23 protein-coding genes are annotated in these 24,399 nt (G+C 55.7%); 15 read left to right on the forward strand and 8 right to left on the reverse strand.

Annotated features, from left to right (window positions below; translation table 11 throughout):
- The first annotated feature begins 2 nt into the window (after positions 1 to 2).
- On the forward strand, positions 3 to 2,066 hold the full coding sequence (locus BBB56_RS06735) for a prolyl oligopeptidase family serine peptidase (RefSeq protein ID WP_123800046.1): 2,064 nt from the start codon (positions 3 to 5) through the stop codon (positions 2,064 to 2,066).
- Here BBB56_RS06735 and exoX read toward each other — a convergent pair.
- Positions 2,060 to 2,728: an exodeoxyribonuclease X gene (exoX, locus tag BBB56_RS06740; protein ID WP_123800048.1), complete on the reverse strand. Its 669-nt coding sequence runs from the start codon at positions 2,726 to 2,728 to the stop codon at positions 2,060 to 2,062. The two genes, BBB56_RS06735 and exoX, sit on opposite strands and share 7 nt — an antisense overlap.
- Before the next feature lie 3 nt (positions 2,729 to 2,731).
- Positions 2,732 to 2,962 (reverse strand): DNA polymerase III subunit theta, encoded by a 231-nt coding sequence (locus tag BBB56_RS06745; protein WP_123800050.1) that lies wholly within the window; start codon positions 2,960 to 2,962, stop codon positions 2,732 to 2,734.
- 152 nt (positions 2,963 to 3,114) lie between these two features.
- Here BBB56_RS06745 and copC point away from each other — a divergent pair, with 152 nt between their 5' ends.
- The 6 genes from copC (at position 3,115) to BBB56_RS06775 (ending at position 8,457) form a co-directional block, all read left to right on the forward strand.
- Positions 3,115 to 3,492 carry a copper homeostasis periplasmic binding protein CopC gene (copC, locus tag BBB56_RS06750; protein ID WP_123800052.1) on the forward strand — a complete coding sequence of 126 codons (378 nt, stop codon included), beginning with the start codon at positions 3,115 to 3,117 and terminating at the stop codon, positions 3,490 to 3,492.
- A 3-nt stretch (positions 3,493 to 3,495) separates the two neighbouring features.
- Positions 3,496 to 4,371, forward strand: a complete 876-nt coding sequence (gene copD / locus BBB56_RS06755) for a copper homeostasis membrane protein CopD (protein ID WP_148085439.1) — start codon at positions 3,496 to 3,498, stop codon at positions 4,369 to 4,371.
- 35 nt (positions 4,372 to 4,406) lie between these two features.
- Entirely contained in the window at positions 4,407 to 4,754 is a 348-nt protein-coding gene (locus BBB56_RS06760; RefSeq protein ID WP_123800054.1) for a YebY family protein, read from the forward strand.
- A 658-nt stretch (positions 4,755 to 5,412) separates the two neighbouring features.
- On the forward strand, positions 5,413 to 5,907 hold the full coding sequence (locus BBB56_RS06765) for a hypothetical protein (protein WP_123800055.1): 495 nt from the start codon (positions 5,413 to 5,415) through the stop codon (positions 5,905 to 5,907).
- Positions 5,908 to 6,293: 386 nt separating this feature from the next.
- Positions 6,294 to 6,800, forward strand: a complete 507-nt coding sequence (locus BBB56_RS06770) for a PH domain-containing protein (protein WP_123800057.1) — start codon at positions 6,294 to 6,296, stop codon at positions 6,798 to 6,800.
- A gap of 799 nt (positions 6,801 to 7,599) precedes the next feature.
- Positions 7,600 to 8,457, forward strand: a complete 858-nt coding sequence (locus BBB56_RS06775; RefSeq protein ID WP_123800060.1) for a manganese catalase family protein — start codon at positions 7,600 to 7,602, stop codon at positions 8,455 to 8,457.
- Between the two features lie 308 nt (positions 8,458 to 8,765).
- On the opposite strand, the gene BBB56_RS06780 is transcribed toward BBB56_RS06775, so the two are convergent.
- Positions 8,766 to 8,972 carry a hypothetical protein gene (locus tag BBB56_RS06780; protein WP_123800062.1) on the reverse strand — a complete coding sequence of 69 codons (207 nt, stop codon included), beginning with the start codon at positions 8,970 to 8,972 and terminating at the stop codon, positions 8,766 to 8,768.
- Between the two features lie 396 nt (positions 8,973 to 9,368).
- Between BBB56_RS06780 and BBB56_RS06785 the strand changes: the two genes are divergently transcribed.
- Positions 9,369 to 10,016, forward strand: a complete 648-nt coding sequence (locus tag BBB56_RS06785; protein ID WP_123800064.1) for a metallophosphoesterase — start codon at positions 9,369 to 9,371, stop codon at positions 10,014 to 10,016.
- A 3-nt stretch (positions 10,017 to 10,019) separates the two neighbouring features.
- Here BBB56_RS06785 and rsmF read toward each other — a convergent pair whose 3' ends face one another.
- From rsmF to yebS, 3 genes are all read right to left on the reverse strand, one after another.
- Positions 10,020 to 11,444: a 16S rRNA (cytosine(1407)-C(5))-methyltransferase RsmF gene (gene rsmF, locus BBB56_RS06790; RefSeq protein ID WP_123800066.1), complete on the reverse strand. Its 1,425-nt coding sequence runs from the start codon at positions 11,442 to 11,444 to the stop codon at positions 10,020 to 10,022.
- 209 nt (positions 11,445 to 11,653) lie between these two features.
- A complete protein-coding gene (locus BBB56_RS06795) occupies positions 11,654 to 14,287 on the reverse strand; it encodes a PqiB family protein (RefSeq protein ID WP_158673933.1) in 2,634 nt (877 codons plus the stop codon).
- Positions 14,259 to 15,500 (reverse strand): membrane integrity lipid transport subunit YebS, encoded by a 1,242-nt coding sequence (gene yebS, locus BBB56_RS06800; RefSeq protein WP_123800070.1) that lies wholly within the window; start codon positions 15,498 to 15,500, stop codon positions 14,259 to 14,261. The genes BBB56_RS06795 and yebS overlap by 29 nt, the downstream gene beginning before the upstream one ends.
- Positions 15,501 to 15,732: 232 nt before the next feature.
- On the opposite strand from yebS, the gene msrC reads away from it, so the two are divergent.
- The 4 genes from msrC (at position 15,733) to htpX (ending at position 20,192) form a co-directional block, all read left to right on the forward strand.
- Positions 15,733 to 16,233 carry a free L-methionine (R)-S-oxide reductase MsrC gene (gene msrC, locus BBB56_RS06805; protein WP_123800072.1) on the forward strand — a complete coding sequence of 167 codons (501 nt, stop codon included), beginning with the start codon at positions 15,733 to 15,735 and terminating at the stop codon, positions 16,231 to 16,233.
- A 96-nt stretch (positions 16,234 to 16,329) separates the two neighbouring features.
- On the forward strand, positions 16,330 to 17,016 hold the full coding sequence (gene proQ, locus BBB56_RS06810; RefSeq protein ID WP_123800074.1) for an RNA chaperone ProQ: 687 nt from the start codon (positions 16,330 to 16,332) through the stop codon (positions 17,014 to 17,016).
- A 19-nt stretch (positions 17,017 to 17,035) separates the two neighbouring features.
- Complete coding sequence (prc, locus tag BBB56_RS06815) at positions 17,036 to 19,051, forward strand: carboxy terminal-processing peptidase (RefSeq protein ID WP_123800076.1); 2,016 nt, start codon at positions 17,036 to 17,038, stop codon at positions 19,049 to 19,051.
- A 259-nt stretch (positions 19,052 to 19,310) separates the two neighbouring features.
- The gene (htpX, locus tag BBB56_RS06820) at positions 19,311 to 20,192 is read left to right on the forward strand and encodes a protease HtpX (RefSeq protein ID WP_123800079.1); all 882 of its coding nucleotides are present in this window, start codon (positions 19,311 to 19,313) and stop codon (positions 20,190 to 20,192) included.
- Positions 20,193 to 20,237: 45 nt separating this feature from the next.
- On the opposite strand, the gene BBB56_RS06825 is transcribed toward htpX, so the two are convergent.
- Positions 20,238 to 21,617, reverse strand: coding sequence for an MFS transporter (locus BBB56_RS06825; RefSeq protein WP_123800081.1), 1,380 nt, complete (start codon positions 21,615 to 21,617; stop codon positions 20,238 to 20,240).
- Between the two features lie 188 nt (positions 21,618 to 21,805).
- On the opposite strand from BBB56_RS06825, the gene kdgR reads away from it, so the two are divergent.
- Positions 21,806 to 22,597 (forward strand): DNA-binding transcriptional regulator KdgR, encoded by a 792-nt coding sequence (kdgR, locus tag BBB56_RS06830; RefSeq protein WP_123800083.1) that lies wholly within the window; start codon positions 21,806 to 21,808, stop codon positions 22,595 to 22,597.
- Between the two features lie 29 nt (positions 22,598 to 22,626).
- Here the strand turns inward: kdgR and BBB56_RS06835 are convergent, their stop codons facing one another.
- Complete coding sequence (locus BBB56_RS06835) at positions 22,627 to 22,863, reverse strand: YobH family protein (RefSeq protein WP_123800085.1); 237 nt, start codon at positions 22,861 to 22,863, stop codon at positions 22,627 to 22,629.
- 206 nt (positions 22,864 to 23,069) lie between these two features.
- Here BBB56_RS06835 and BBB56_RS06840 point away from each other — a divergent pair, with 206 nt between their 5' ends.
- Both BBB56_RS06840 and BBB56_RS06845 read left to right on the forward strand, forming a co-directional pair.
- Positions 23,070 to 23,336, forward strand: coding sequence for a YebO family protein (locus BBB56_RS06840; protein WP_123800087.1), 267 nt, complete (start codon positions 23,070 to 23,072; stop codon positions 23,334 to 23,336).
- A gap of 25 nt (positions 23,337 to 23,361) precedes the next feature.
- Entirely contained in the window at positions 23,362 to 24,372 is a 1,011-nt protein-coding gene (locus tag BBB56_RS06845) for an MBL fold metallo-hydrolase (protein WP_123800089.1), read from the forward strand.
- The last annotated feature ends 27 nt before the right edge of the window (positions 24,373 to 24,399 follow it).

Below are 24,399 nucleotides of genomic sequence, written 5' to 3' on the forward strand. Positions count from 1 at the left end.
GCATGCAGGCCCCCATCGCAAAGAAAATACCTCATGAAATGACTCTCCACGGCGACACGCGCGTGGACAATTACTACTGGCTGCGCGACGACAAACGTGAAAACGAAGACGTGCTGGACTATCTGCGCGCTGAGAATAATTACGGTAAGCAGATCATGGCGACCCAGCAGCCGTTGCAAAACCGTATCTTAAAAGAGATCGTCGATCGCCTGCCGCCGCAGGACCATTCCGTACCCTATGTTCACAACGGCTATCGCTATCAGAGCCGATATGAAAGCGGCAACGAGTACGCCGCCTACTACCGACAGCCCGCCGACCATGCGGTGTCCGATGAGTGGACGCTGCTGCTCGACGCCAACCAGCGCGCTTCGCACAGCGAGTTCTACACGATGGGATCGCTTAACATCAGCCCTGACAATAAGGTTATGGCGCTGGCGGAAGACTTTCTGTCCCGGCGGCAGTACGGCATCCGTTTTCGCTGTCTGGAAAAGGGGAGCTGGTATCCGGAGGTGCTGAATAATGCCTCCTCCAGCTTCGCCTGGGCGAACGACTCGCGCACGCTCTATTACGTGCGTAAGCATGAGCAAACGCTGCTGCCGTATCAGGTCTGGCGTCACGAGCTGGGCACGCCGCAGAGCGACGACCAGCTGGTCTACGAAGAAAAGGATGACACCTATCATCTCAGCGTGCATAAGACCACCTCGGATCACTTTATCCTGATCGCGCTGTTCAGCACCAATACCAGCGAGATCCGGCTGATCGATGCTGGTTTTCCCGACGCTACGCCGCAGGTTTTTTTGCCACGGCGTAAGGATCACGAATACAGCCTCGATCACTATCAGCATCAGTTTTATATTCGTTCTAACCGCGAAGGTAAAAACTTCGGACTCTACCGTACGCGCTGGCTGGACGAGTCGCGCTGGGAGACGCTGATTAAGCCGCGCGACCATGTGGTGATGGAAGATTTCCAGCTGTTTCGCGACTGGCTGGTGGTGGAAGAGCGCCAGCGCGGCCTGACCAGCCTGCGCCAGATCCACTGGAAAACCGGCGAAGATACCGGCATTGCGTTTGACGATCCTACCTATGTCACCTGGCTGGCGTTTAATCCTTCGCCGGAAACCAGCAAGCTGCGCTACGGCTATGGCTCCATGACGACCCCCACCACGCTGTTTGAGCTGGATATGGACACCGGCGAACGACGCATTCTCAAGCAGAGCGCGGTAGGTCATTTTGATCCCGATGACTATAAGAGCGAGCATCACTGGATCACCGTGCGCGACGGCACCGAAGTGCCGGTGTCGCTGGTCTATAACCGCAAATACTATCAGCCCGGCAAAAACCCGATGCTGGTTTATGGCTACGGGGCTTATGGCAGCAATATGGAGGCGGACTTCAGCGTCAGCCGACTGAGCCTGCTCGATCGCGGCTTTGTCTATGCGCTGGTCAACGTGCGCGGCGGCGGCGAGCTGGGGCAGCGCTGGTATGACGGAGGGCGCCTGTTCAACAAGATGAACAGCTTTACCGACTTTATCGACGTCACTCAGGCGCTGGTGAAAAAGGGATTCGGCCAGCCTGACCGTCTGTACGCGATGGGCGGCAGCGCGGGCGGCCTGCTGATGGGAGCGGTAATCAATATGGCTCCCGAACTCTATCATGGCGTGGTGGCGCAGGTGCCCTTTGTCGATGTGGTCACCACGATGCTGGACGAGACCATTCCGCTGACCACCGGCGAGTATGACGAGTGGGGCAACCCCAACGACGCGGACTATTACGGCTATATGCGTCAGTACAGTCCATACGATAACGTCGAGGCGAAAGCCTATCCGCATATGCTGGTCACTACGGGGCTGCACGACTCTCAGGTCCAGTACTGGGAGCCGGCAAAATGGGTGGCGAAACTGCGCGCGCTCAAAACCGACAAACACCTGCTGATGTTGTGCACAGATATGGATTCCGGCCACGGCGGTAAATCAGGGCGTTATAAATCCTATGAGGGGATCGCGCTGGAGCTGACGTTCCTTATCGCGCTGGCGCAGGGCAGCCTGCCGCCGCAGCGCGATTACTGATCGTCGCTGAGATATTTGCGCAGCGCCTGCCGCAACGGCGGGCGCAGATCGCGCACGTTCTCCAGCACCCAGCGCAGGTAGCGCGGATCTTTGCGCGCGATGGCGGCGACGGACTGGCCGCGATACTTGCCAAACGGCAGCACATCGCCGGCCACGCTGGCGGGCTGACAATGCTGCGCCATCTGCACAGCGTCCCAGCCGGAGGTTTCCATGATGCGGATCAGCAGCGCTGCGGTAACGTAGCAGTCATAAAGCGCGCGGTGGGCGTGCAGATCGGCCGGCGGCGTGACCTCCAGCTTCAGGCTATGGCGTAGGGCCTGGTTGCTGTATTTAATGCCCGGCCAGAGCTTGCGCGACAGCATCATGGTGCAGATCCAGTCGCCATGCATTTCAGGCAGCATACGCCGATCAAAGCTGGCGTTATGGGCGACATAGTAAGCGCTGCCGTGGTAGCGGCCAATCGCCTCTTCAATCGTCGGTTTGCCCGCTACCATCGCTTCGGTAATACGGTGTACGGCCATGGCCTGGCGGCTGATAGGACGGTCCGGCAGGATCAGGTCGCTCATTGGATTCACGATCTGGCCGTCGATAACATCGACCGACGCCACTTCCACCACGCCGCCCTGTAGCCCGCAGGTTTCGGTATCAATTACGCGTAACATGATTTACTTCTGTTTAGGTTCGTAAGGCAGGCGAGAAAAGTTCAGCGAAGCCTGGCGGTAGTGCATCAGGCGCTGGCGAAACCAGTCGCGCAGCGCGGCGGGCTGTTCCTGTTCCACCATTTCAGCCACCACCGGCATATTGTAGCGCTCTTTGAACGCCACGCCCGCAGCGGCCAGTTCAACGTTGACTTTATCTTTCTCTTCCTGGGAAAGCAGAGCGAGGTTTTGACTCATGAGGATCTCCTGAACACAGGGGGCAAAAATAATGCTTATCCCTGTCTGAATCAAGGGCAAAGGATAGCATTGCTGGTCCTCGACACCTGAAAAGCCTCGGCGTATCCTTGCGCCACGTTTGCCGCAGTTGGCCTGGCTAAAAGGAGGATCCAGTGCAGAAAAAAAACGTTTTATCAGGCGCTGCCGCGCTGTTTGGCGCGTCGCTATGGCTGATCAGCCAGCCGGCGCTGGCGCACGCTCACCTTAAGGCGTCTGAACCTGCCGCTAACGCCCACGTTGCCGCCTCGCCCCAGGCGCTGACGTTGACCTTTACGGAAGATGTCGAACCGGCTTTTAGCGGCGTCACGCTTCTTGATGCCCATCAGCAGAGCATCGGCAGCGAAAAAGCGCAGCTGGACGCCAGTCAGCACAATCGGCTGATCCTTCCACTGAAGGCGCCGCTGACGCCAGGGAACTATCAGGTCGACTGGCATGTGCTTTCGGTTGATGGCCATAAAACCCAGGGCAGCTACCGCTTTAGCCTGAAGTAAATTGTGACTTCGTTATGGCTCCTGCTGCGTGCGCTGCACTTTGCCGCCGTAATGCTGCTGGCGGGCAGCGCATTCTATACCGCGCTGCTCGCGCCGCCGCGCTATCGCGATACGCTGGCGCGGCGTTTGCGCGCTCTGATGGCAGGCTGCGCCTGGCTGGCGCTGCTCAGCGCGCTGTTGATGCTGGCCACGCAGCTGGTGTTAATGAGTGGAGACTGGCGCAATCTGGCTGATCGCGACATCTGGCTGGCGGTACTGAGCACCCGCGCTGGCGCTGTGTGGCTGTGGGAAACGGGATTCGCCGCCATGACGCTGCTGGCGAGCCTGCTGCGCGGCCATCGTCGACAGCAGGCGTGGCTGTTCGGCGCGCTGTTGCAGTCAGGCTGCATGGCGCTGACCGGCCATGCAGCCATGCATGAGGGAACGGCAGGTACGCTGCAGCAGCTTAATCACGCCCTGCATCTGACGGCAGCGGCCTTTTGGGCGGGCGGGCTGTGGCCGGTGCTGGTTCTGATGCGTGAGGCGCGACAGATCGATCGTCGCAGCGATGCGATTCGCGCCATGATGCGCTTTTCGCGCTATGGACATCTGGCCGTTGCGCTGACGCTGTTGACCGGTATCATCAATACGCTGTTTATCGTCGGCTGGCCTGACCGGTGGCACGCCAGTCTTTACCTTGGGCTGTTACTGGTAAAGGTCGCGCTGGCTGGCATGATGGCAGGCATTGCCCTGCTTAACCGCTACCTGCTGGTGCCGCGTTTTCGCCTGGCAGGACAGGGCGCGCAACACTATTTTATCCGCATGACGCAGCTTGAACTGCTGCTGGCGTGCGTGGTGGTTGGCCTGGTCAGCGTCTTCGCAACGCTGTCGCCGGCCTGAGTCTGACCCGTTTTGACTGAGTAAAAAGGTAGGCTATTTTGCTAAAGAAAGTAATCCCCGCAGTGCTGTTGTTCACTGTTTGCGGCCAGGCGCTGGCGGCGCAGATTATTACCGTAAGCCGTTTCGAAATCGGCAAAGCGGCATGGCCCTTTAGCCGTGAAGAGGTGATGCTGACCTGCGAAAAAGATGGTTCGCTGTTCGCTATTAATCCCAGCACGCTGATGCAGTATCCGCTTAACGATAAAGCCGAAGCGCGCGTACAGTCAGGGCAGGTAAAAGCGCAGCCGATTGCTGTGATTCAGGCGGAAGATAAAGCGCATCCGGGGCAGATGATGAGTTTGCAGCCGATTATTGAGCGCACTCAGGCGCTGTGCGACAAATAATTCCTCAGGGCGCGATTCGTTTTCGCGCCTTTTTCTCCCTGATTCTGCCGTCAGGATCACAATCTGATCCTGTCACTTCCTCCGGCCTGGCCGTTCGCTGGCATTTCCACAGACGTGGTCTAACATTAAGTTGCAAGGCGTTATCGCCTGCATTAATGCCAACTTTTAGCGCACGGCTCTCAAAGAGCCATTTCCCTGGACCGAATACAGGAATCGTGTTCGGTCTTTTTTTGTCACCTTTCCGGCCTGAATGGGCTTAATATTTTTTGCGTTAACTGCCAGGCGGCCGTAGCAGTTCTGGTCCCGTCATCTCAGTTAACCTTACGCTCGCTGATTTTCCCCGCAACAAAAACAGAGCGGCAATTTTGCTAGCGATCGCATTGCGTCCGGTGCGATCTATTGATCGCTGGCGATCGAAGCAATAAACCAGGCCGCTATGCAAATTGAATTGCCGCTAAATCAGAAAGCGTTAAAATATCATTTTGGTCAAAGAGCGGGCGAGAGCCTGATGTTATGCACTGTTTAAAACAGTGTAATAAATATTTATCGGCAAAGGCAGAGAAAAGTTCAACAAATTATTTTTGCTGGGACTGACAGGAACCTGGCACTATGATCGTTTTTTGATTTGACCATTCAATAGCAAAAAGGATAGCTATTCATGAAAAGAAATTTACTCAAATTCGTGTCGATGGCCACGCTGGTCATTAGCTGTAGCGCGCAGGCAGACTGGGCTGCACAAGTTGAAGACGATATTTTTTCCGGCGGTAAACAGGCCATGTTACTCGGCACTATTGCTGATGCCAATGGCGTAACCTTTGACTGCACCCATGATACGCTGAGCATGGCCTATATAGAAAAAGGCTCCTTAAGCTCAGAGAGTTCGGTGCCGGTGACGATGATAGTTAAAGTTGACAATAACGCTCCCGTCAGGTTTGAAGGCGCCTTTTCCAAACGGAATGAAGAGTACCTTCAGGCCAGCACCTCTGTGGGCGATATCAAAAAAGTGCTCTCTCAGTTGAAACAGGCTAAATCAAAAATGTTAGTGGGATTGAGTTTCGATGCGGTTAATAAAAAAATGAGCTTTACTGCCGACGTTGAGGGATCTACCAAGGCGGTTAATGAATTTGCCAAAGCCTGTGAGCTGAATATTTAACAGTTTAGTCACTTATGACCGCCTGCGGGCGGTTTTGACTAAGGTAAAATTCCGCCTTCATTAAATCACTTTTCCTTCGTTATTGCTGATAGTTACGCCAGCCTGAAACCGAACTAAGTAAGAGCAAGGTGTTACCGGAAAGACTATAATTCAGTTTTTTTTCTGAAGTTAATGCTCTTTTTTATCGAGGGGACCTTTCTGATAAATCCAGAGTTCCCCTGACAGGTTACCTCTGGCGTTTTTCGCTGAAGCTGACGTAATATAATCGTCAGGAAACGTACTTTCTTTAAAGCGTACAGAGCTAACACGCGCTGAAGTTAAACATTAAAAATAAAATTTAATTAATCATGTTATTGTGATAGTTAAAATATTAATGGGATGTTATCATGAAAAGCAATAAGCACGTAGAAAAATTCACATCCAGCCATTTGCAAGCCAATGAATCCGTTGTCAGCTGGGCTGAAGGATATATTGGCAATGTCATGGGCAGCGGCAAGGACAGACAGTATAACGGCGTTCTTATCGTAACTGATGTCAGAGTGGCTTTTTACCGAAAAGGATTTTTGGGTGAGGTGCTGGAGAATATTCCTCTAAAGGCAATCACCGCGATTGAAAGAAAATCAATGTTAGGCCATCGATCTGTCAGGATCCATACCAGCCACGACGCGCTTGAATTTAAAACTTTTAGTAAAGAGGGCGAGACAGCGCTGATTAATGCTATCGAAGCGGGTCGGGGTTTACAAAAAAGCTCCAGCGAAGGCGAGAAAGTCGTAGCCGTAGAAAAAAACGATCCTTTCGAGCAGCTGAAAAAATTATCAGAGCTAAAGGAAGCAGGTATACTCAGTGAAGAAGAGTTCATGGTAAAAAAACAAGAAATAATGCAAAAGATTTAAGGCTACGGTCATGGCCAAATCGTTGCAAGGATCGCTGTAAATCTGTTGTGTGAGTTGAGGTGTAGTCCTGACTTTGCTTCAGGCGTAATGAACTCAGGATAATATGTTGCTGTGCGATTTTTATACTGGATGGCGCAGCCTGCATGATTTTGCCGATTATTGTGATAAATACAGCTTCAGTAGCGGCGCGCCGCTAGAATGTAGACCCAGCAGGGTAAGCGCTGGCAGTTAATTGTGGGCAGCCTGAGCACGCTGACATTTTGCCTGTTCAGGTTTGCCTCTCCCGGCGTTCTGACGAAACTGAAGCCTGACCTGGCCAGTCAGCCCCGGCGCGATTCCGTCCTTGAGTCTCTTGCAGTATTAGTCTGTTATGCTGCGTGCAAACGCTGCCGTCCGCTGTACTAACCATTCCGGCCCGTATCTGCTTCTGAGATTCTTAATCGCTTTACCGCTGTAAGATCTTTTATTAGGTTGATAATTTTCTCGCTGAGCATGCGGCGCTTGCTAAGCGATTCGGCAAAATCCGGGCGAACAAGCGAAGCGGGAAAAATAACCCGGCATTAGCGCTGCAAAAAATCTTTTTATTTACCTTATAAACACTATGGCTTATTAGCGCGTCAGCAAGCTGCGCCAGAGAAAATGCAATATTATTTTCACTTTGCTAACTGGTTAATATAACTGGCGAGCCAGTCGATTCTGCCGCTTATATTCCTGTGGAAAAGTTACGGGCGCGCTTTTCTTTTTTCTGAATCTCTTCCAGGCTTGTCTGGCTTATTCTTGTAAAAGCCAGGAGGTAATTATGTTTCACCATTCTTCAAAACTTCAATATCCCGTTCGCGTCGATAAACCCGATCCGGAATTTGCCATGCTGTTGCAACAGGCGATTGGCGGCGTTGAAGGGGAAATCCGCGTGGCGATGCAGTACTTCTTCCAAGCGATGGGCGCGCGTGGCGATGCGCGTATTCGCGATCTGCTAATCTCGACGGCGACCGAAGAGCTGGCGCATATCGAAATGCTGGCGCATGCGGTCGCGCTTAATCTGGAAGGCGCACCGCTGTCATACCAGGAGGCCTCTGCCAAAGATCCGGTCGTCAATGCCGTGCTGGGCGGTATGAATCCGCGCCATATTCTGTCATCTGGACTGGCGGCGCTGCCGGTTAATGCCAACGGCGTTCCCTTTGATATGAGCCATATCTACGCTTCTGGTAACGTCGCCGCCGATATGCTCTCTAACGTGGCCGCCGAGGCTACCGGCCGCGTGCTGGCCACGCGCCTCTACAATCTGACCGAAGATACCGGCATGAAGGATTTTCTGTCGTTCCTGATTGCGCGCGACACCATGCATCAACAGCAGTGGCTGGCGGTGATTGAAGATCAGGGCGGATTAAGCGCTTCCCTGCCGATCCCGAACAGCTTCCCGCAGAGCGAAGAGGCTCACGAACATGCTTATTACGCGCTAAATACCTCGCTGGACAAACCCTTGCCGAAAGGACGCTGGTGTGAAGGTCCGTCCTTTGACGGCAACGGTCAGTTCACCGCCAAAGAGAAACCTGAGTTACTGGGCGAAGAACCTCAGCTGGGCTACGCCCGCCCAGGTTCAGGCGCGCAGAGCGAGCAGCAGCTCACCGGCACCGTGCCGCCCGCGCTAAAACCCTAATCGCAATCTTGTCCAGGAGAGGACCTGTGCCACTGATTAACGTCAGCGCGATATATCCAGTAGCGAACCCAGTGCAAATAGCGGTGTGATATTGGCATGACAGGGATGTCTTCACATGCTGGCGACGGCGTCCGCCAATGCGTGCATAGAGATAAACAGTGCGGTGAACAGCAAGCAATCTCAGTAAGACCAGGCTAAACCAGAGCCGTGAAAATTTTTTTTTACTCGGTCGCTCCGGGGAGTGAAGCGGAAGGTTCACAGAAGGATAAATGAAAAACCCCAGCGAGTGCCGGGGTCAACTGAATCACTTATTTAGTATCAAGGACCTGTTGTAGCCAGACCAGTTCATCATCGAAGCCGGACTCGCGTAACAGCTGAAAATAGGATTGCTGAATCTCTGTTGATACAGACGCCAACAGCATGCCCAGCATACCTTTGGTTTTGCAAATTTCTAATGCTGCGTTTTCGAGAGAATCAAGATTAAAACCTACATTATCAAGCGTTTCAGTGACCATTATTATTCTCCTGACGGAGGTAATCAGCCATCCCTCCTTTGCTGTGTGTATCTGCTCCACATCGTGGACGGGCTGAGTACACACATTAACGCAGTTTTGTCAGGGGTAAATATCCTGATATCTAACCAGTAATCGCCCGCTTATGGCGCTTTTTAGCGCAAAAGTTACGAAAAATCTGAGAAGAAAAATCGCAGCGCTGCGGCGGCGGTTTTTCAGCCTACGAACAAGACGTGCACGAGACGCGCCAGCGATTCAAGCAGCAGCAGACTGCCAATAAAAATAATCACCAGCATGCTAATAAACTGTTTCCGGCTATTCATCACGCCTCCCTGAAGATGTGACCGGCTATACTTTAACCCGCAATGAGTAAACCTGTTGTTAACAAGCGGGATAATAATGAACTACCAGTATCTCAACGGTGAAAACTGGCAAAACATATGGATTGTAGGCGATCTGCACGGCTGCCGCAGTCAACTTGATGCGTTACTGCTGGAAAATGCCTTTGATAAACAAAATGATTTATTAATCTCCGTTGGCGATTTGATCGATCGCGGGCCGGACAGCGTCGGCTGCCTGCAACTGCTGGAAGAACCCTGGTTCCGCTGCGTGCGGGGTAATCACGAAGAGATGGCGCTGCAAGCGTTACACCGTCACGATCCGCTGCTCTGGATGATGAACGGCGGCGACTGGTTTTACAAACTTAACGGCGCGCGGCTGATTGCGGCGCGCCACGCTTTGAGACGATTAGCGGGTCTGCCGCATATTCTGCATCTTCAGCTGGCGGATCGCATTGTCGTGGTCGCTCACGCTGACTATCCGGCAGAACGCTATGCATGGGAGCAGCCGGTCGACTGGCATCAGGTAGTATGGAACCGCGATCGCATTACCCGGTTGCAGCCGGGCATGGCGGCGAATATCGTCGGCGCAGATGATTTCTACTTTGGCCATACGCCCCTGCAACAGCCGCTCAACACGGGTAATCTGCACTATATCGACACCGGCGCGGTGTTTGGCAACCGGCTGACGCTAGTGCAGTTGCAGTAAGGGCTAGCGGAACAGGCGGCCGTCGCGCACCAGCTCGCGCGGATAGCTGTTTTTAATGCGGCTACCGACGCGCTTCGCCAGCCCGATCGGCTGCTGTTGACAGGTGACGATCATCTCATCACGCTGCGGCGGACTCTCAGGAAAAATATCCCGTCCGCGATACCATTCTATCGCCTCGTCAGCGGTCAGCTCGAACGATCGGCTGGCATCGGGTCGCGCCAGCGCGATGACCGCTTCATGCTGCCAGCGGTAGCCTTTAGCAAAGGTTTCTGCCAGCTTTAGCCCAATACGCGAAAAGCGCACGCTGTTAAGCAGCGGCGTCAAATCCGCCGGAAACAGCCAGATCTCTTTATCGCGCTGCCAGAGCGTCAGCGCATCGTCCCAGTAGAGGCAGACTGACGCCGCCGCGCGCGCAATTTCGTCGGCCTGCTTTTTATTCAGCGGGGTAAACGGCAGTTTTCCCAGCCTGTAGCCAGGCTGAGGCAGCGGCGGCACCGATGCGGTTTTACGCAGCCGCGCGACAAAGAATCCTTCGCTGTCGAACAGCTGAGGAAATACATGTAAAAACCCCTCAGGCGTCAGCGCCTGCGCGGCGTCGGCAAAGAGACCGCTGAGCGGAACGATCTCCACCGCCTGCGGATATCGCGCCAGCAGCCAGGCCACAATTTGCTGATTCTCCAGGGTATTAAGCGTACAGGTGGAATAGATCAGCGTGCCGCCCGGCTTCAGCGCGTGAAACGCGCTGTCGATCAGATCGCGCTGGGTTGCGGCTATCGCTTCAGTGCTGCTCAGCGTCCAGTTTTTCAGCGCGTCAGGATCCTTACGGATTACCCCTTCGCCAGAGCAAGGGGCATCGAGCAGCACGGCGTCGAACCGCTCAGGCAGGGCAGGTCCGAAAACGCGCGCGTCAAAATGGGTCAGGGCGACATTGCTTACGCCGCAGCGGCTGACATTCGCATGCAGCACTTTAACGCGGCTGGCGGAAAATTCATTGGCGAGGATTGCGCCCTGATTATGCATGCGCGCCGCCATCTGCGTGGTTTTAGAACCGGGAGCCGCCGCCATATCCATAATCAGTCGGGCGTCCGGCGCGGCGTCGAACAGCGCGCTGACCGGCAGCATGGAACTGGCTTCCTGAATATAAAACAGACCGCTCAGATGCTCTGCTACGCTACCCAGCGGCAGGCTCTCATCGTCACGTTCAATCCAGAAACCTTCTGCACACCATGGCACAGGCGTCAGTCGCCAGCCATAGTCAGCCGTCTGGGCAAGAAAATCCGCCACGCTGATTTTAAGGGTGTTGACGCGAACAGAGCGGCGCAGCGGCTGCTGGCTAATAGCGATAAAGCGTTGCAGTTCGGCGTCATCGGGCAGAGCCGCACGCATCAGGTCAAGGAAATCAGAAGGGAAAAGGTCGGCCACGGGCAGGTTCCAGTTGTAACGTTGAGGTCAAAAACAGGGGCGGCAGTGTAGCATGAAAACCGAGGCGGGCAGAGCAGGCGCTGACGCGGACAGATATCATCGATCGCCAGCGGGCGAAAGCCGATCTTTACGCCAGCGCGCCCCGCGCCATTCTCCGCGCGGGACGCTTTGCTTTTCAGGCGTCTGACTCAGGCGCCTGTGGCGATATTACCTCACTACTGCTGCGGGTCAGGAATGGCCGTTCCCCAGCTGCGCCAGTTCTTCGGCGCTTCATCCTGCAACAGGAAGTGCTTATCGGCGCCCGCCTGCGGAGCCAGCGGCACGGTCGGCGGCGTGGCAAACTGAATGCCGCCGCGGATAAACTGCTGGAAGGTGCCGGTTTTCACCACGCCGCCGATCAGTCCAAAGTCAAGGTTATAGCCTGACGCCAGCCAGAACACCGAGTTATTGCGTACCAGATGCTGATATTTTTTGCTGATGCGCAGCGCAATCTGCACGCGATCGGCCATATTGCCCAGCGAAGTGCCGGTCACGGTACCCACCTCGACGCCGCGGAACAACACCGGCGTACCGACAGAGAGCGAACCCGCTTCGGCGGCATCGACGTAAATATTCAAGCCGTTCAGGTAGCGTGAATCGGTAATGGTGCTCTCCTGTAGCTCAAAGTTACGCGCCGGACGGCCTTTGCCCGGATCGACATTGACGTAGGGTTGCAGAATCGTCTCCAGATGGTTGACGCCAGCCGCGGAGATCTCAGGGGATACCACCGAGAAGTGGCTGCCGCTGCGCGCGAAATCCTGCACATATTCGGGATAGAGTACGGCTTTCGCCACCACCTGGTTGTTATCCTGGCTCAGCGACAGGGATTCAACCTGGCCGATGTTAATGCCCAGATAGCGGATAGGCATTCCCTCTGCGAGTTTGCTGGCGTCATAGGTATGCAGCGTAATCTGACTGCCCACCGCGCGTGCTGCGGTCTCTGAGGGGTACAGCGTGCGCTTGCTGCCTTTCGCGTTTGCCGCGCCGCTCATATTATCGAAGCTGATCGCGCCGCGCAGCGCGCGATTCAGCGGCGAAGCCTGCACGGTGAGACCGCTGCCGTTAAGCTGCACGCGCGCGCCGCCCTCTGCCCAGAACACGCTTTCGCTGGTCAACAGCTTGCGGTACTCCGGTTTGATATGCACGGCAATATCAAAGGCGCTGGCGCGCGGCGTGACGTCGACGATTTCGCCAACCTCATACTTACGATAAAGCACCACTGAACCGGCCTGTACGTCAGGCAAACTGTTTGCCGTCAGCGTCAGGGTGGTAGAAGGGCGATCGCCGGTAATGCCTTCTTCGGCTTTTTCCGCGTCGGCAAACAGCGGGTAGGCGGATTTCACCTCGCCTTTATCGCCCGGCTCCAGGCGGATGCCGCCATCAACCCATTCGCGCGCGCTGGCGCCCAGCACCTTCATACCGTCCAGGCCGAACTTCACGTCGAGTCGGCTGTTGACGATAAACTTGCTGTCGCCATGCACCAGATGGCGATAGGCCGGCTCGATGGCCGCGACAAACACAATGCCTTTCGCATTCAGCTCGCGCGAAATCACCTGACCGATCTTCAGGCCGTGCAGCATAACCGGCTGACCGGCATCTATACCGTAACTTTCCGGCGCGCTGAGCTTCACCGTCAGCACATCGGGTTTCTGCAACAGCGATTCGCTGGCGGGCAACACGGTGAAATGGTTCTGCGGCTCGCCTTCGCCCGGCACCAGCTCCAGCGTATTGCCGGTCAGCAGGCTGCTGAGGTTAGTGTCGGTCAGGCTGACCTTCGGGCTGCGCATTTCAATACGCGTGCCGCTGCGCATCAGGTTAACCACCGACGGATCGAGCGTTAGTTCGCCTGTGACCTTGCCGCCGTTTTGCAGGTTGAGCTGGGTCAGCGTACCTACCTCCAGTCCCTGATACATCAGCGGCGTGTGGTTGGCTTTCAGGTTGTCGCCGCTCGGCAGATCGAGGCTGACCATGACCCCGCGCTGGCTGCGCGCCAGATCGGGATAAAGCCTGTAGTGCTGATCGGTTTTCGCCGGCTGCGCCTCTTCTGGCGAGTCGAACGCAATGGCGCCGTTGACCAGCGCGGCCAGACTCTCCAGCTGCACTTTTGCGCCGCTCAGGCTGACGTCGGCATTAAGCCCGGAAACGTTCCAGAAGCGGCTGTTGGTTTTTACCAGATTATTGAAGCGACGCTCGATCAGCACATCAATGGTCACGCCTTCCTTATTGCCGTTAATGCTGTAGTCATACACGCGGCCGACCGGGATTTTGCGGTAGTAAACCAGCGAGCCGGTGTTAAGCGACCCCAAATCCGGCGCGTGCAGATGGATCAGCAGTTCCCCGGTATTCACGCGATACTTGGGCTGGGTATCCTGCGCGATAAAATTCTCGCGCGGCTTGCCGCTGCCCGGCATCATGCCGATATAGTTGCCGCCCACCAGCGCATCCAGCCCGGAAACGCCTGCCAGAGAGGCTTTCGGCGTCACCAGCCAGAACTGGGTATTTTCACGCAGCGCCTCTTTCATATCGCTTTTAATGCTGGCCTTGATCTGAATCGTGCGGTAGTCGTCGCTGAGATTAATGCCCTGCACGGTGCCCACTTCTACGCCCTGATAGCGGATGGGGGTGCGCCCCGGCACGATACCGTCCGCCGACTGGAAGTTAATGGTAATCACCGTGCCGCGCTCTTGATAGTTAGTCCACAACAGCCAGCCGGCGATCAGCATCGCAATGATCGGCAGAAGCCAGAAGGGCGAAATCTTACGTTTGCTGCGCAGCGTCGCGTTAGTCGGTGTAGTCGGCGTTTTGTGCATGTGCATCCCAAAGCAGTCGGCTGTCGAGCCATTCAACGGACATAATGGTCAGGATCACCGCCGCGCCAAAGTAAAAGGCGGCAGGTCCCATAGTAAAAGCCAGCAGCTGATCGCGATTGACCAGCGACATGGTTAATGAAATCACAAACAGATCCAGCATTGACCAACGGCCAACCCAGGTCACTACCCGCAGCAGGCGAACACGGGTTTTCAGTCCCTGCTCGCAGCGGAAGTGAATGCTTAACAGCAGCGTCAGCATCACCAGCACCTTAGTAAAAGGCACCAGAATACTGGCGATAAATACCACGGCCGCCACCGGAATATTGCCTGACCCCAGCCCAAGAATACCGGAAAAAATCGTATCTTCGCGGCGCGAGCCGTTGAGATAAACCACCGAAATCGGCAGCAGGTTAGCGGGGATCAGCAGCACAACGGAGGCAATCAGCGCCGCCCAGGACTTTTGCAGGCTGTGGCGACGGCGGAAGCGAAGCGGAGTATGGCAGCGCGGGCAGCGGCCGCGCGCGTCCGGTTCGCCAGTATTGTGGCAGTTCAGGCACACCTGGAGCTTTGCGTGGGCGAAAGCATACTGCTTCTGCGGATAAAAATGCTCCCACAGCTGCTCTACATTCAGGTGGATCAGCGTCAGCAGGCTCAGCACCGTAAGCGTCAGATAGGCGGCCAGCCCGTAGCCGACCTCCAGCGAGGCGTAATCCTGCACCTTAATCGAGGCCACCGCGATGCCCACCAGATAGATGTCGAGCATGACCCACTCTTTTACTTTTTCCAGCATCAGCAGGACCGGCCGCAGGTTCATGCCCAGCCGATGTCCAATGCTCAGGTAGCCGATACCGGCGATCAGCGCGGCGGGCGCGCCAATGGTGCAGAAGGCCACCATAGAGGCCGTCAGCACATGACCCTGTTCCGCCATCTGCATCACGCCGCCCAGCAGGCTGGCGTTAATGCGCATGCCGAGCAGGCGAATATCCACCAGCGGCAGCGTCAGCGCAAAGGGCAACAGCACCAGCATGGCGGCGGCCATTATCGTCAGTCGCGTCATGGACCAGTCGCGACCGCTAATAATCTGCGCGTGGCAGCGCGGACAGTAGGCAGATTGATGCGATTTCACATCCGGTAAGGAAAAAAGGGTATCGCATTGCGGACAACGCTGATAACGTGCGTTGGGCAACGGCTGGCTTATAGCGTGAATTTTCATAGGGTGATGCACATTTGCCCGGATATTTATTGCTAAGACCGGATGCGTTTGTGGGGCAACAAAACGTTTTCACGTTTCGGACATTCCTGCATACGGCCCACGTTTCGATCCACAAAAATCTAAGGTTATAGCAACTAACGCTATGATTCACCTTGTGGCAGTGGATATTTAGTGCTTATTTTAACGAGCGGTTAATTACAGCCGCTCTGTTGTTAATGGTAATGGTTAAACAATGAACAAAACTGCCTTCTATGCCGATTTGAATCGCGACATGCGCGCTTTGCTTGCGGGCGAAACTTCCTTTCTTGCCGCAATGGGTAATTTCAGCGCGCTGCTGTTTGAACGCCTCGATGGGGTTAACTGGGCGGGTTTCTACCTGCTGACCGAAGCGGACACCCTAGTGCTTGGGCCGTTTCAGGGCAAAATCGCCTGCGTGCGCATTCCGGTAGGTAAAGGCGTATGCGGTACGGCCGTCGCGGAAAATAAAGTGCAGCGCGTGGATGATGTGCATGCCTTTCCCGGCCATATCGCCTGCGATGCGGCCAGCAACGCCGAGATCGTGATTCCTCTGAAAGTAAACGGCAAGGTAGTGGGTGTTCTGGACATCGACAGCACGGTGTTCAATCGCTTCGATAGCGAGGACGAAACAGGGCTGGTTGCATTGACTGAGGGGCTTTGCGACGTGCTGGCGGACAGCGACATCGAAAAATTTTTGCAGCTGACGCACAGCTAATCGACTGGATCGCATGGCATTTGGCGATGTTGTCATTATAATGTCGCCTGTTCATGCCTGCTCTGGTCGGCAAACCCGTTGTAATCAGGAAATTTCATGGAAAATCAACCTAAGTTGAATAGCAGTAAAGAAGTGATCGCCTTTCTGGCGGAACGTTTTCCAAACTGCTTTAGCGCCGAAGGTGAAGCGCGTCCGCTCAAAATCGGCATCTTTCAGGATCTGGTGGAGCGCGTTCAGGGCGAAATGAGTCTGAGCAAGACCCAGCTGCGTTCGGCGCTGCGTCTCTATACCTCCAGCTGGCGTTATCTCTACGGCATCAAAGCCGGTGCGACTCGCGTCGATCTCGACGGCAACGCCTGCGGCGTGCTGGACGAACAGCATGTGCAGCACGCGCGTCAGCAGCTGGAAGAGGCGAAAGCGCGCGTTCAGGCGCAGCGCGAACAGCAGAAAGCCGCGAAGCGCGAAGCCGGCGAAGAGGGCGCAGAACCGCGTCGTCCGCGTCGCCCTGCCGCTCGCAAGCCTGCTGATGGCGATGCGCCGCGTAAAGCGCGCCCTCAGGCTCCGCGTGCCGCCGCGCAGGAGCGTAAACCGGCTCCGCGTCCCGCTGCGCAGGCAAAACCCATCACCGATACCTCAACTTTGCAACCAGGCCAGAATATTAAAGTCAAAGCAGGCAAAAGTGCGATGGACGCCACCGTTCTTGAAGTGTCTAAAGACGGCGTTCGGGTACAGCTCGCTTCCGGCATGGCAATGATTGTGCGCGCAGAACACTTACAGTTCTGAAACGGAGGCTGATCCCGGCATGAACACCCTGTTAAAAATCGGTATGATTACGGGCCTGCTACTGGCAGGCCCTTCATTCGGCGCAGAGAATATTACCCGCGCCAGTCAGATCCCCCAGCTTCATGAAGATCCGCAGGATGCTACCGTTAGCGAGCGCGTGACTTCTCGCTTTACCCGCTCTCACTATCGTCAGTTCGACCTTGACCAGGCGTTTTCCGCGAAGATCTTCGACCGCTATCTCAACATGCTGGATTACAGCCACAACGTGCTGCTGGCCTCTGATGTAGCGCAGTTCGCCGACAAGAAAACCACGCTTGGCGATGAGCTGCGCAGCGGTAAGCTCGACGTGTTTTACGATCTCTATAATCTGGCGCAAAAACGCCGTTTTGAGCGTTATCAGTACGCGCTCGACGTGCTGAACCGCCCGATGAACTTTACCGGCAACGACACCATCGACATCGATCGCGCCAAAGCGCCCTGGCCGAAAGACCAGGCGGAGCTGAACGCGCTGTGGGATGCCAAAGTAAAGTATGACCAGCTCAGCCTGAAGCTGGCTGGCAAAGACGAAAAAGAAATTCGCGACGTGCTGACCAAGCGCTACAATTTCGCCATTCGTCGTCTGGCGCAGAGCAACAGCGAAGATGTGTTCCAGCTGGCGATGAACTCCTTTGCGCACGAAATCGATCCGCACACTAACTACCTGTCGCCGCGCAACACCGAACAGTTCAATACCGAAATGAGCCTGTCGCTGGAAGGCATCGGTGCCGTGCTGCAAATGGACGATGACTATACGGTCATTAACTCTATGGTTGCAGGCGGCCCGGCGGCGAAGAGCAAGTCCATCAGCGTCGGCGATCGTATCGTTGGCGTGGCTCAGCCAGGCAAGCCGATGGAAGATGTCATCGGCTGGCGTCTCGACGACGTCGTGGCAAAGATCAAAGGACCGAAAGGCAGCAAGGTTCGTCTGGAAATCTTACCCGCAGGCAAAGGCACCAAAACCCGCACTGTGACCCTGACGCGTGAAAAAATCCGTCTGGAAGATCGCGCGGTGAAAATGAGCGTGCACAACGTCGGGAAACAGAAAGTCGGCGTGCTGGACATTCCGGGCTTCTACGTAGGCCTGACCGACGACGTGAAAGTACAGCTGCAAAAATTGCAGAAGCAGAACGTTGACAGCGTGGTGATAGACCTGCGCACCAACGGCGGCGGCGCGCTGACTGAAGCCGTCTCGCTTTCCGGCTTGTTTATCCCCAGCGGTCCGGTGGTGCAGGTACGCGACAACAATGGCCGCGTGCGTGAAGACAGCGACAACGATGGCGTTGTTTACTACAAAGGCCCGCTGGTGGTGCTGGTGGATCGCTTTAGCGCCTCGGCGTCGGAAATCTTCGCGGCGGCCATGCAGGATTACGGTCGTGCGCTGATTGTCGGCGAGCCGACCTTTGGCAAGGGCACGGTTCAGCAGTACCGCTCGCTGAACCGCATCTACGACCAGATGCTGCGTCCGGAGTGGCCTGCGCTGGGTTCCGTGCAGTACACCATCCAGAAATTCTACCGTATCAACGGCGGCAGCACGCAGCGTAAAGGCGTTACGCCGGATCTGCTGATGCCGACCGGCGTGGAAGCGGCGGAAACCGGCGAGAAGTTCGAAGATAATGCGCTGCCGTGGGACAGCATTAATGCCGCAACCTACAGCAAGACAGGCGACATCAAGCCGGTAGTGGCGCAGCTGACCAAACAGCATGAAGCCCGTATCGCCGAGGATCGCGAGTTCCAGTACATCATGAAGGACATCGCGCGCTTTAACGCGATGAAAGACAAGCGCAACATCGTGTCGCTCAATCTGGCCCAGCGCGAGAAAGAGAACCGCGAAGAGGATGCGCTGCGTCTGGAACGCATCAATGCGCGCTATCAGGCCGAAGGCAAAAAGCCGCTGAAGAGCCTGGACGAGCTGCCGAAGGATTACAAAGAACCGGATCCGTACCTCGATGAGACGGTGAGAATCGCCAACGATCTGGCTCAGCTGGATAAGTCGTAAGCGATCTCATCAGCCTGCCGCGCCGAACGCGCCAGGGTTCAAAAAGCACCGCGCGGCGGTGCTTTTTTTTACCTGTGATTCGGCGGCTGGCGGCAAACCCGCTCCGGCGAAATCGCCCTGGGCTGCGAAAGCGTGACTAAATGTAAAGTTATGTCTTTTTAGGCACTTAAAGATTAAGGTCGCTTGAAATGCGACGTAATGACCCTAGGATAGGGATCCGCGCAGTCAGCGCTTGAACAACTGAGGATAATTAACTTTTATGATGCGTATTGCTCTTTTCCTGTTGACCAACTTAGCTGTGATGTTGGTTTTCGGGCTGATTCTCAGCCTGACAGGGATCCGGTCAAGCAGTGTTCAGGGCCTGATGATTATGGCAGGTCTGTTTGGCTTTGGCGGTGCGTTTGTTTCACTGCTGATGTCGAAGTGGATGGCACTGCGTTCGGTCGGCGGTGAGGTGATTGAACAACCCCGTAATGAAACGGAACGCTGGCTGATGCAGACCGTGGGTCAGCAGGCGCAGCAGGCGGGTATCGCCATGCCGCAGGTCGCCATCTACCATGCGCCCGACATCAACGCCTTTGCCACCGGCGCGCGCCGCGATGCTTCGCTGGTCGCCGTCTCCACGGGGCTTTTGCAAAACATGAGTCGCGATGAAGCCGAAGCCGTGTTAGCCCACGAAATCGCGCATATCGCCAATGGCGACATGGTAACCATGACGCTGATTCAGGGTATTGTGAACACCTTTGTTATCTTTATCTCGCGCATTATCGCTCAGGTTGCCTCTGGCTTCCTGTCGGGCAACCGCGATGGCGAAGAGAACAGCAACGGCAACCCGCTGGTCTACTTTGCGGTGGCAACGGTGCTGGAGCTGGTGTTTGGTATTCTGGCCAGTATCATCACCATGTGGTTTTCACGCCATCGTGAGTTTCACGCCGACGCCGGATCGGCAAAACTGGTGGGCCGCGAAAAGATGATCGCCGCGTTGCAGCGTCTGAAAACCAGCTATGAACCGCAGGAGCCGAGCAGCATGATGGCGTTCTGCATCAACGGCAAAAGCAAGTCGCTGAGCGAACTCTTTATGTCGCATCCGCCGCTGGATAAGCGTATCGAAGCGCTGCGCAGCGGCCAGTACCTGAAGTAACGACCCGTCAGATAAAAAGGCGACTCTCCGGAGTCGCCTTTTTTATTACTGCACAATGGCGCGCTTCTGCGACAGGCGCGACAGGCTGAACAGCGCGGCAATGCTGGAGAACAGGCCCGCCAGAATCAGCGAGGCGTGCGTGCCGCTCTGATCGAACATATTAAACATCAGGGCGACCAGCGCCGCGCCGCTGCTCTGGCCCAGCAGGCGCGCCGTACCCAGCATCCCGCTGGCGCCGCCGCTGCGATTGCGCGGCGCGGAGGAGATAATGGTGTGATTATTGGGTGACTGAAACAGGCCGAATCCGGCGCCGCACAGCGCCATGCGCCAGATAATATCCCAGTCCTGCGGCTGAGCAGGCAGCAGCGCCAGCAAAAAGAGCCCAGCGGCAAACAGCGCCAGTCCCAGCCCGCCGAGCAGACCGGCGTGGATATGCTCAATCAGCCGTCCCGCAATCGGAGCCAGCACCATGGTCGCCAGCGGCCAGGGCGTCAGCAGCAAACCGGTGGCGACTTCGTCCCGGCCCAGTACGTTTTGCAGGAAAAAGGGCAGGGAAACCATCGCCAGCATCTGCGCGCAGAACGAGCAAACCGAGGTGCAGATAGACAGGCTGAACAGGGGAATGCGCAGCAAATCCACAGGCAGCAGCGGCACCGCCATACGCTGCTGGCGACGAACAAAAAACCAGCCGGCGACAATTAACACCGCCGTTTCGCCCATGACCAGCGTCAGAGGCTGGCCCTGAGAGAAACCGGTTAGCGTATAGATCAGCAGCCCGAAAAACAGCGCATTCATCAGCGCGCTTGGCACATCGAATTTCTGCGCTTTCGATTTCTGCGTGTTATCCGGCAGGAAGCGCAGCGCCAGCCACAGCGCGATTATTCCCAGCGGCACGTTGATCAGAAACAGCCATTTCCAGCTGGCAATCGACAGAATAGCCGCGGCTACCGTGGGGCCCGCCGCGCTGGATACCGCGACCACCAGAGAGTTAATCGCCATGCCGCGCCCCAGATGCCGCTGCGGATAGATGATGCGAATCAGCGCCGTATTGACGCTCATCAGCGCTGCGCCGCCAAAGCCCTGAAGCACGCGCGCCAGCGTCAGCATCGAGAGCGAAGAGGAGAGGGCGCAAAACACGGAGGTAAGAATAAACAGCCCCAGCCCGACCTGATAGACGCGTCGATAGCCGAGCATATCGCCGAGAAAAGAGAGCGACAGCAGCGAGGCGACAATAGCAATCTGGTAAGCATTGACAATCCAGACGGACTGCGCGGGGCTGGCCTGAAGTTCACGGGCAATGGTGGGCAGCGCCACGTTAGCAATAGCGCCATCCAGCACCGCCATCATAATTCCCAGCGCGATAGTGAAAATTGCGCCGTAACGCTGTGGGACGGGAATACCATCCTGATATTGGGTCGGGGACATAAGACGACTGGTAAAGAGGGTGAATATCACCATGCTAATGAATTTGCTGCTAAAACGCACCGTTTTTACTGCAAAAATGTTTTTTAACCTCTCACGCCAGCGACAGGCAATGGTGCAGTACGCAGGGAAGCGCTATATTGGCTGTCTGTTCCGATTTTATTAAAACGTTTTTAAAAAAAGGGTGCGTGATGGCCGCCAGTGAAAATGACAAACAACCCGATGCCGTTTCTTCCGTTATGAAGGTATTCGGCATTCTCCAGGCGCTTGGCGAAGAGCGCGATCACGGTATTACCGAACTGGCGCAGCGCGTCATGATGTCAAAAAGCACCGTCTATCGCTTTCTGCAAACCATGAAGGCGCTGGGATACGTTACCCAGGAAGGCGAGAGCGAAAAGTATTCCCTGACGCTGAAACTGTTTGAGCTGGGAGCAAAGGCGTTGCAGAACGTCGATCTTATTCGCAGCGCCGATGTGCAGATGCGCGAACTCTCCCGGCTGACCAAAGAGACGATTCACCTTGGCGCGCTGGAAGAGGACAGCATTGTTTACATCCATAAAATCGATTCGCTCTACAATCTGCGCATGTATTCGCGTATCGGACGCCGCAATCCGCTGCACACCACGGCCATCGGCAAGGTGCTGCTGGCGTGGCGCGACCGCGCAGAGGTCAGGGATATTCTGAAGGATGTGGAGTTTAAGCGCAGCACCGCGAATACCATCGTGTCCAGCGAGGCGCTGATTGAGGTGCTGGATCAGGTGAAACTACAGGGCTTCGGCGAAGATAACGAAGAGCAGGAAGAGGGGTTACGCTGCATTGCCGTGCCTGTTTTTGATCGTTTCGGCGTCGTTATCGCGGGGCTGAGTATCTCTTTTCCGACCATTCGTTTTTCCGAAGAGGCGAAAAGCGACTATGTCGCCATGCTGCATCGCGCAGCGCGCACGCTCTCCGCAGAGATGGGCTATCACCACTACGCCTTTTAATAAAAAAAGCGGGCGCAGCCCGCTTGTCTTTAGTTATCGATCACCTCGCCGCTCTTCTTGAGCAGGGGACAATCCGTCACGCCAATCACACCGCTATCGGTATGCAGATACTGCGCGGTAATCACCCCGCGCGCGGTCAGGTAGCTACATTGCAGACCCAGACCCGCGGCATTTTTACTGCTGCCAGTCAGTACGCCGTAGCCGGTAAACAGCATAGCGACCCAGATAACGGCGAGCAGAACGATCGCCCGGATAAACAGTTTCATTTTGTCTCCATGTGATACATAACGCAGCTATCCAAAGTTTGCTGCCGCCCATAATATTAACAGCTTGCCTTGCTTTGTCTGCTGAATCGATCAGAGATTGCCTAAAGCGAAGCATTCAGGGAAATCTGCATTCAGGTTAACAGCCTGGTCAGCGACTCAGGCAACAGGTAGAATCGAGGCGTTATCTTTTCGATTTTGAGGCAGTTATGAACGAGTTAGCCGCAACCTCTGGTCCGCTGTTCAGTTATGGCGTACTGGCTATTACTATTATTGTGGCGTTTATTGTCTGGTTTTTTGTTAACCGGGCCAGCGTGCGCGCCAGCGAACAGATTGAGCTGTTGAACCTGCTGCTGGAAGAGCAGAAAAAACAGAATGCGCTGCTGCGTAAACTGGTCGAGAGCCAGAGCGCGACGCAGGAGACGCAGCAACCCGAAGAGGCGCGTGATTTTATTCGCCTGATACCGGAACGTTAATAGCCTGACCCAGCAAGGAGGCGATATGGCCTGGAAAAACCCCTGGTACGACGCCAGTAAGGCGCATCATACACCTGAAGGCTTCTGCAATCTGGAACCCGATCCGCGCCAGCCGGGCGATCTCGATCGCTGGCGTAAAGAGCGTAAAGCCCAGGGGCTGCCGTTTCCGCCTCAGAATGGCTATGAGGCTTTTAAGGCAAACTGGTTTCAGTCGGCCGATCTCTCCGGCGACGACGACCGGGTGTGGTGGCTGGGGCATGCGGCGATGCTGCTGCGCCTGAATCAACGCTACCTGCTGATCGATCCGGCGCTTTCTCTGCGCGCCTCGCCGCTGCCTTTTGCCGGACCCAAACGTAAAACGCCCGCTCCGCTGCGCATCTCTCAGCTACCGCGGCTCGACTACGTACTGATCTCCCATAACCACTATGACCACCTCGATCTGACCACGGTAAAACGTATTATCCAAAGGTTTCCCGAAGTGACCTTTCTGGTGCCGTTAGGGCTGGAAACCTGGTTCAGGCGACGCGGCGCTCGGCACGTTTATCCCCTTGACTGGTGGCAGTCTCAGCGGGAAAACGATCTGACGCTCACTGCCGTACCGGCTCGCCACTGGAGTATGCGCACCCTGAAGGATCGTAATCGCTCATTGTGGTGCGGCTGGGTGATACGCAGCGAGGCCGTCAATTTCTGGTTTTCCGGCGACAGCGGTTTCTCTGAAAACCTGGCGGAAATCCCACGGCGGCTTGGTCCGTTTAACCTGGCAGCGTTGCCCACAGGCGCCTATGCACCAAAATGGTTCATGCAAAGTAGTCATATGGACCCCGATCACGCCGTATCATTATGGCGGCTTATGGGACAACCTCTGACCATTCCTGTTCACTGGGGCGTCTTTGAACTGGCGGATGAATCGCTTGATGAGCCGCCGGTTGAATTAAGTCGCGCCATTGCGCGTAGTGGCGAAGACAATGGCCGTTTCGCTCCCTGGAAAATTGGCGAAGGGCGCAGTTTGCGCAATATAGACCAGGAAAAATCCTAAAGCTTCAGCATAATCTCTGAAGCATGA

The sequence above is a fragment of the Candidatus Pantoea deserta genome, from assembly GCF_003813865.1.
Classification (GTDB): Bacteria; Pseudomonadota; Gammaproteobacteria; order Enterobacterales; family Enterobacteriaceae; genus Pantoea; species Pantoea deserta.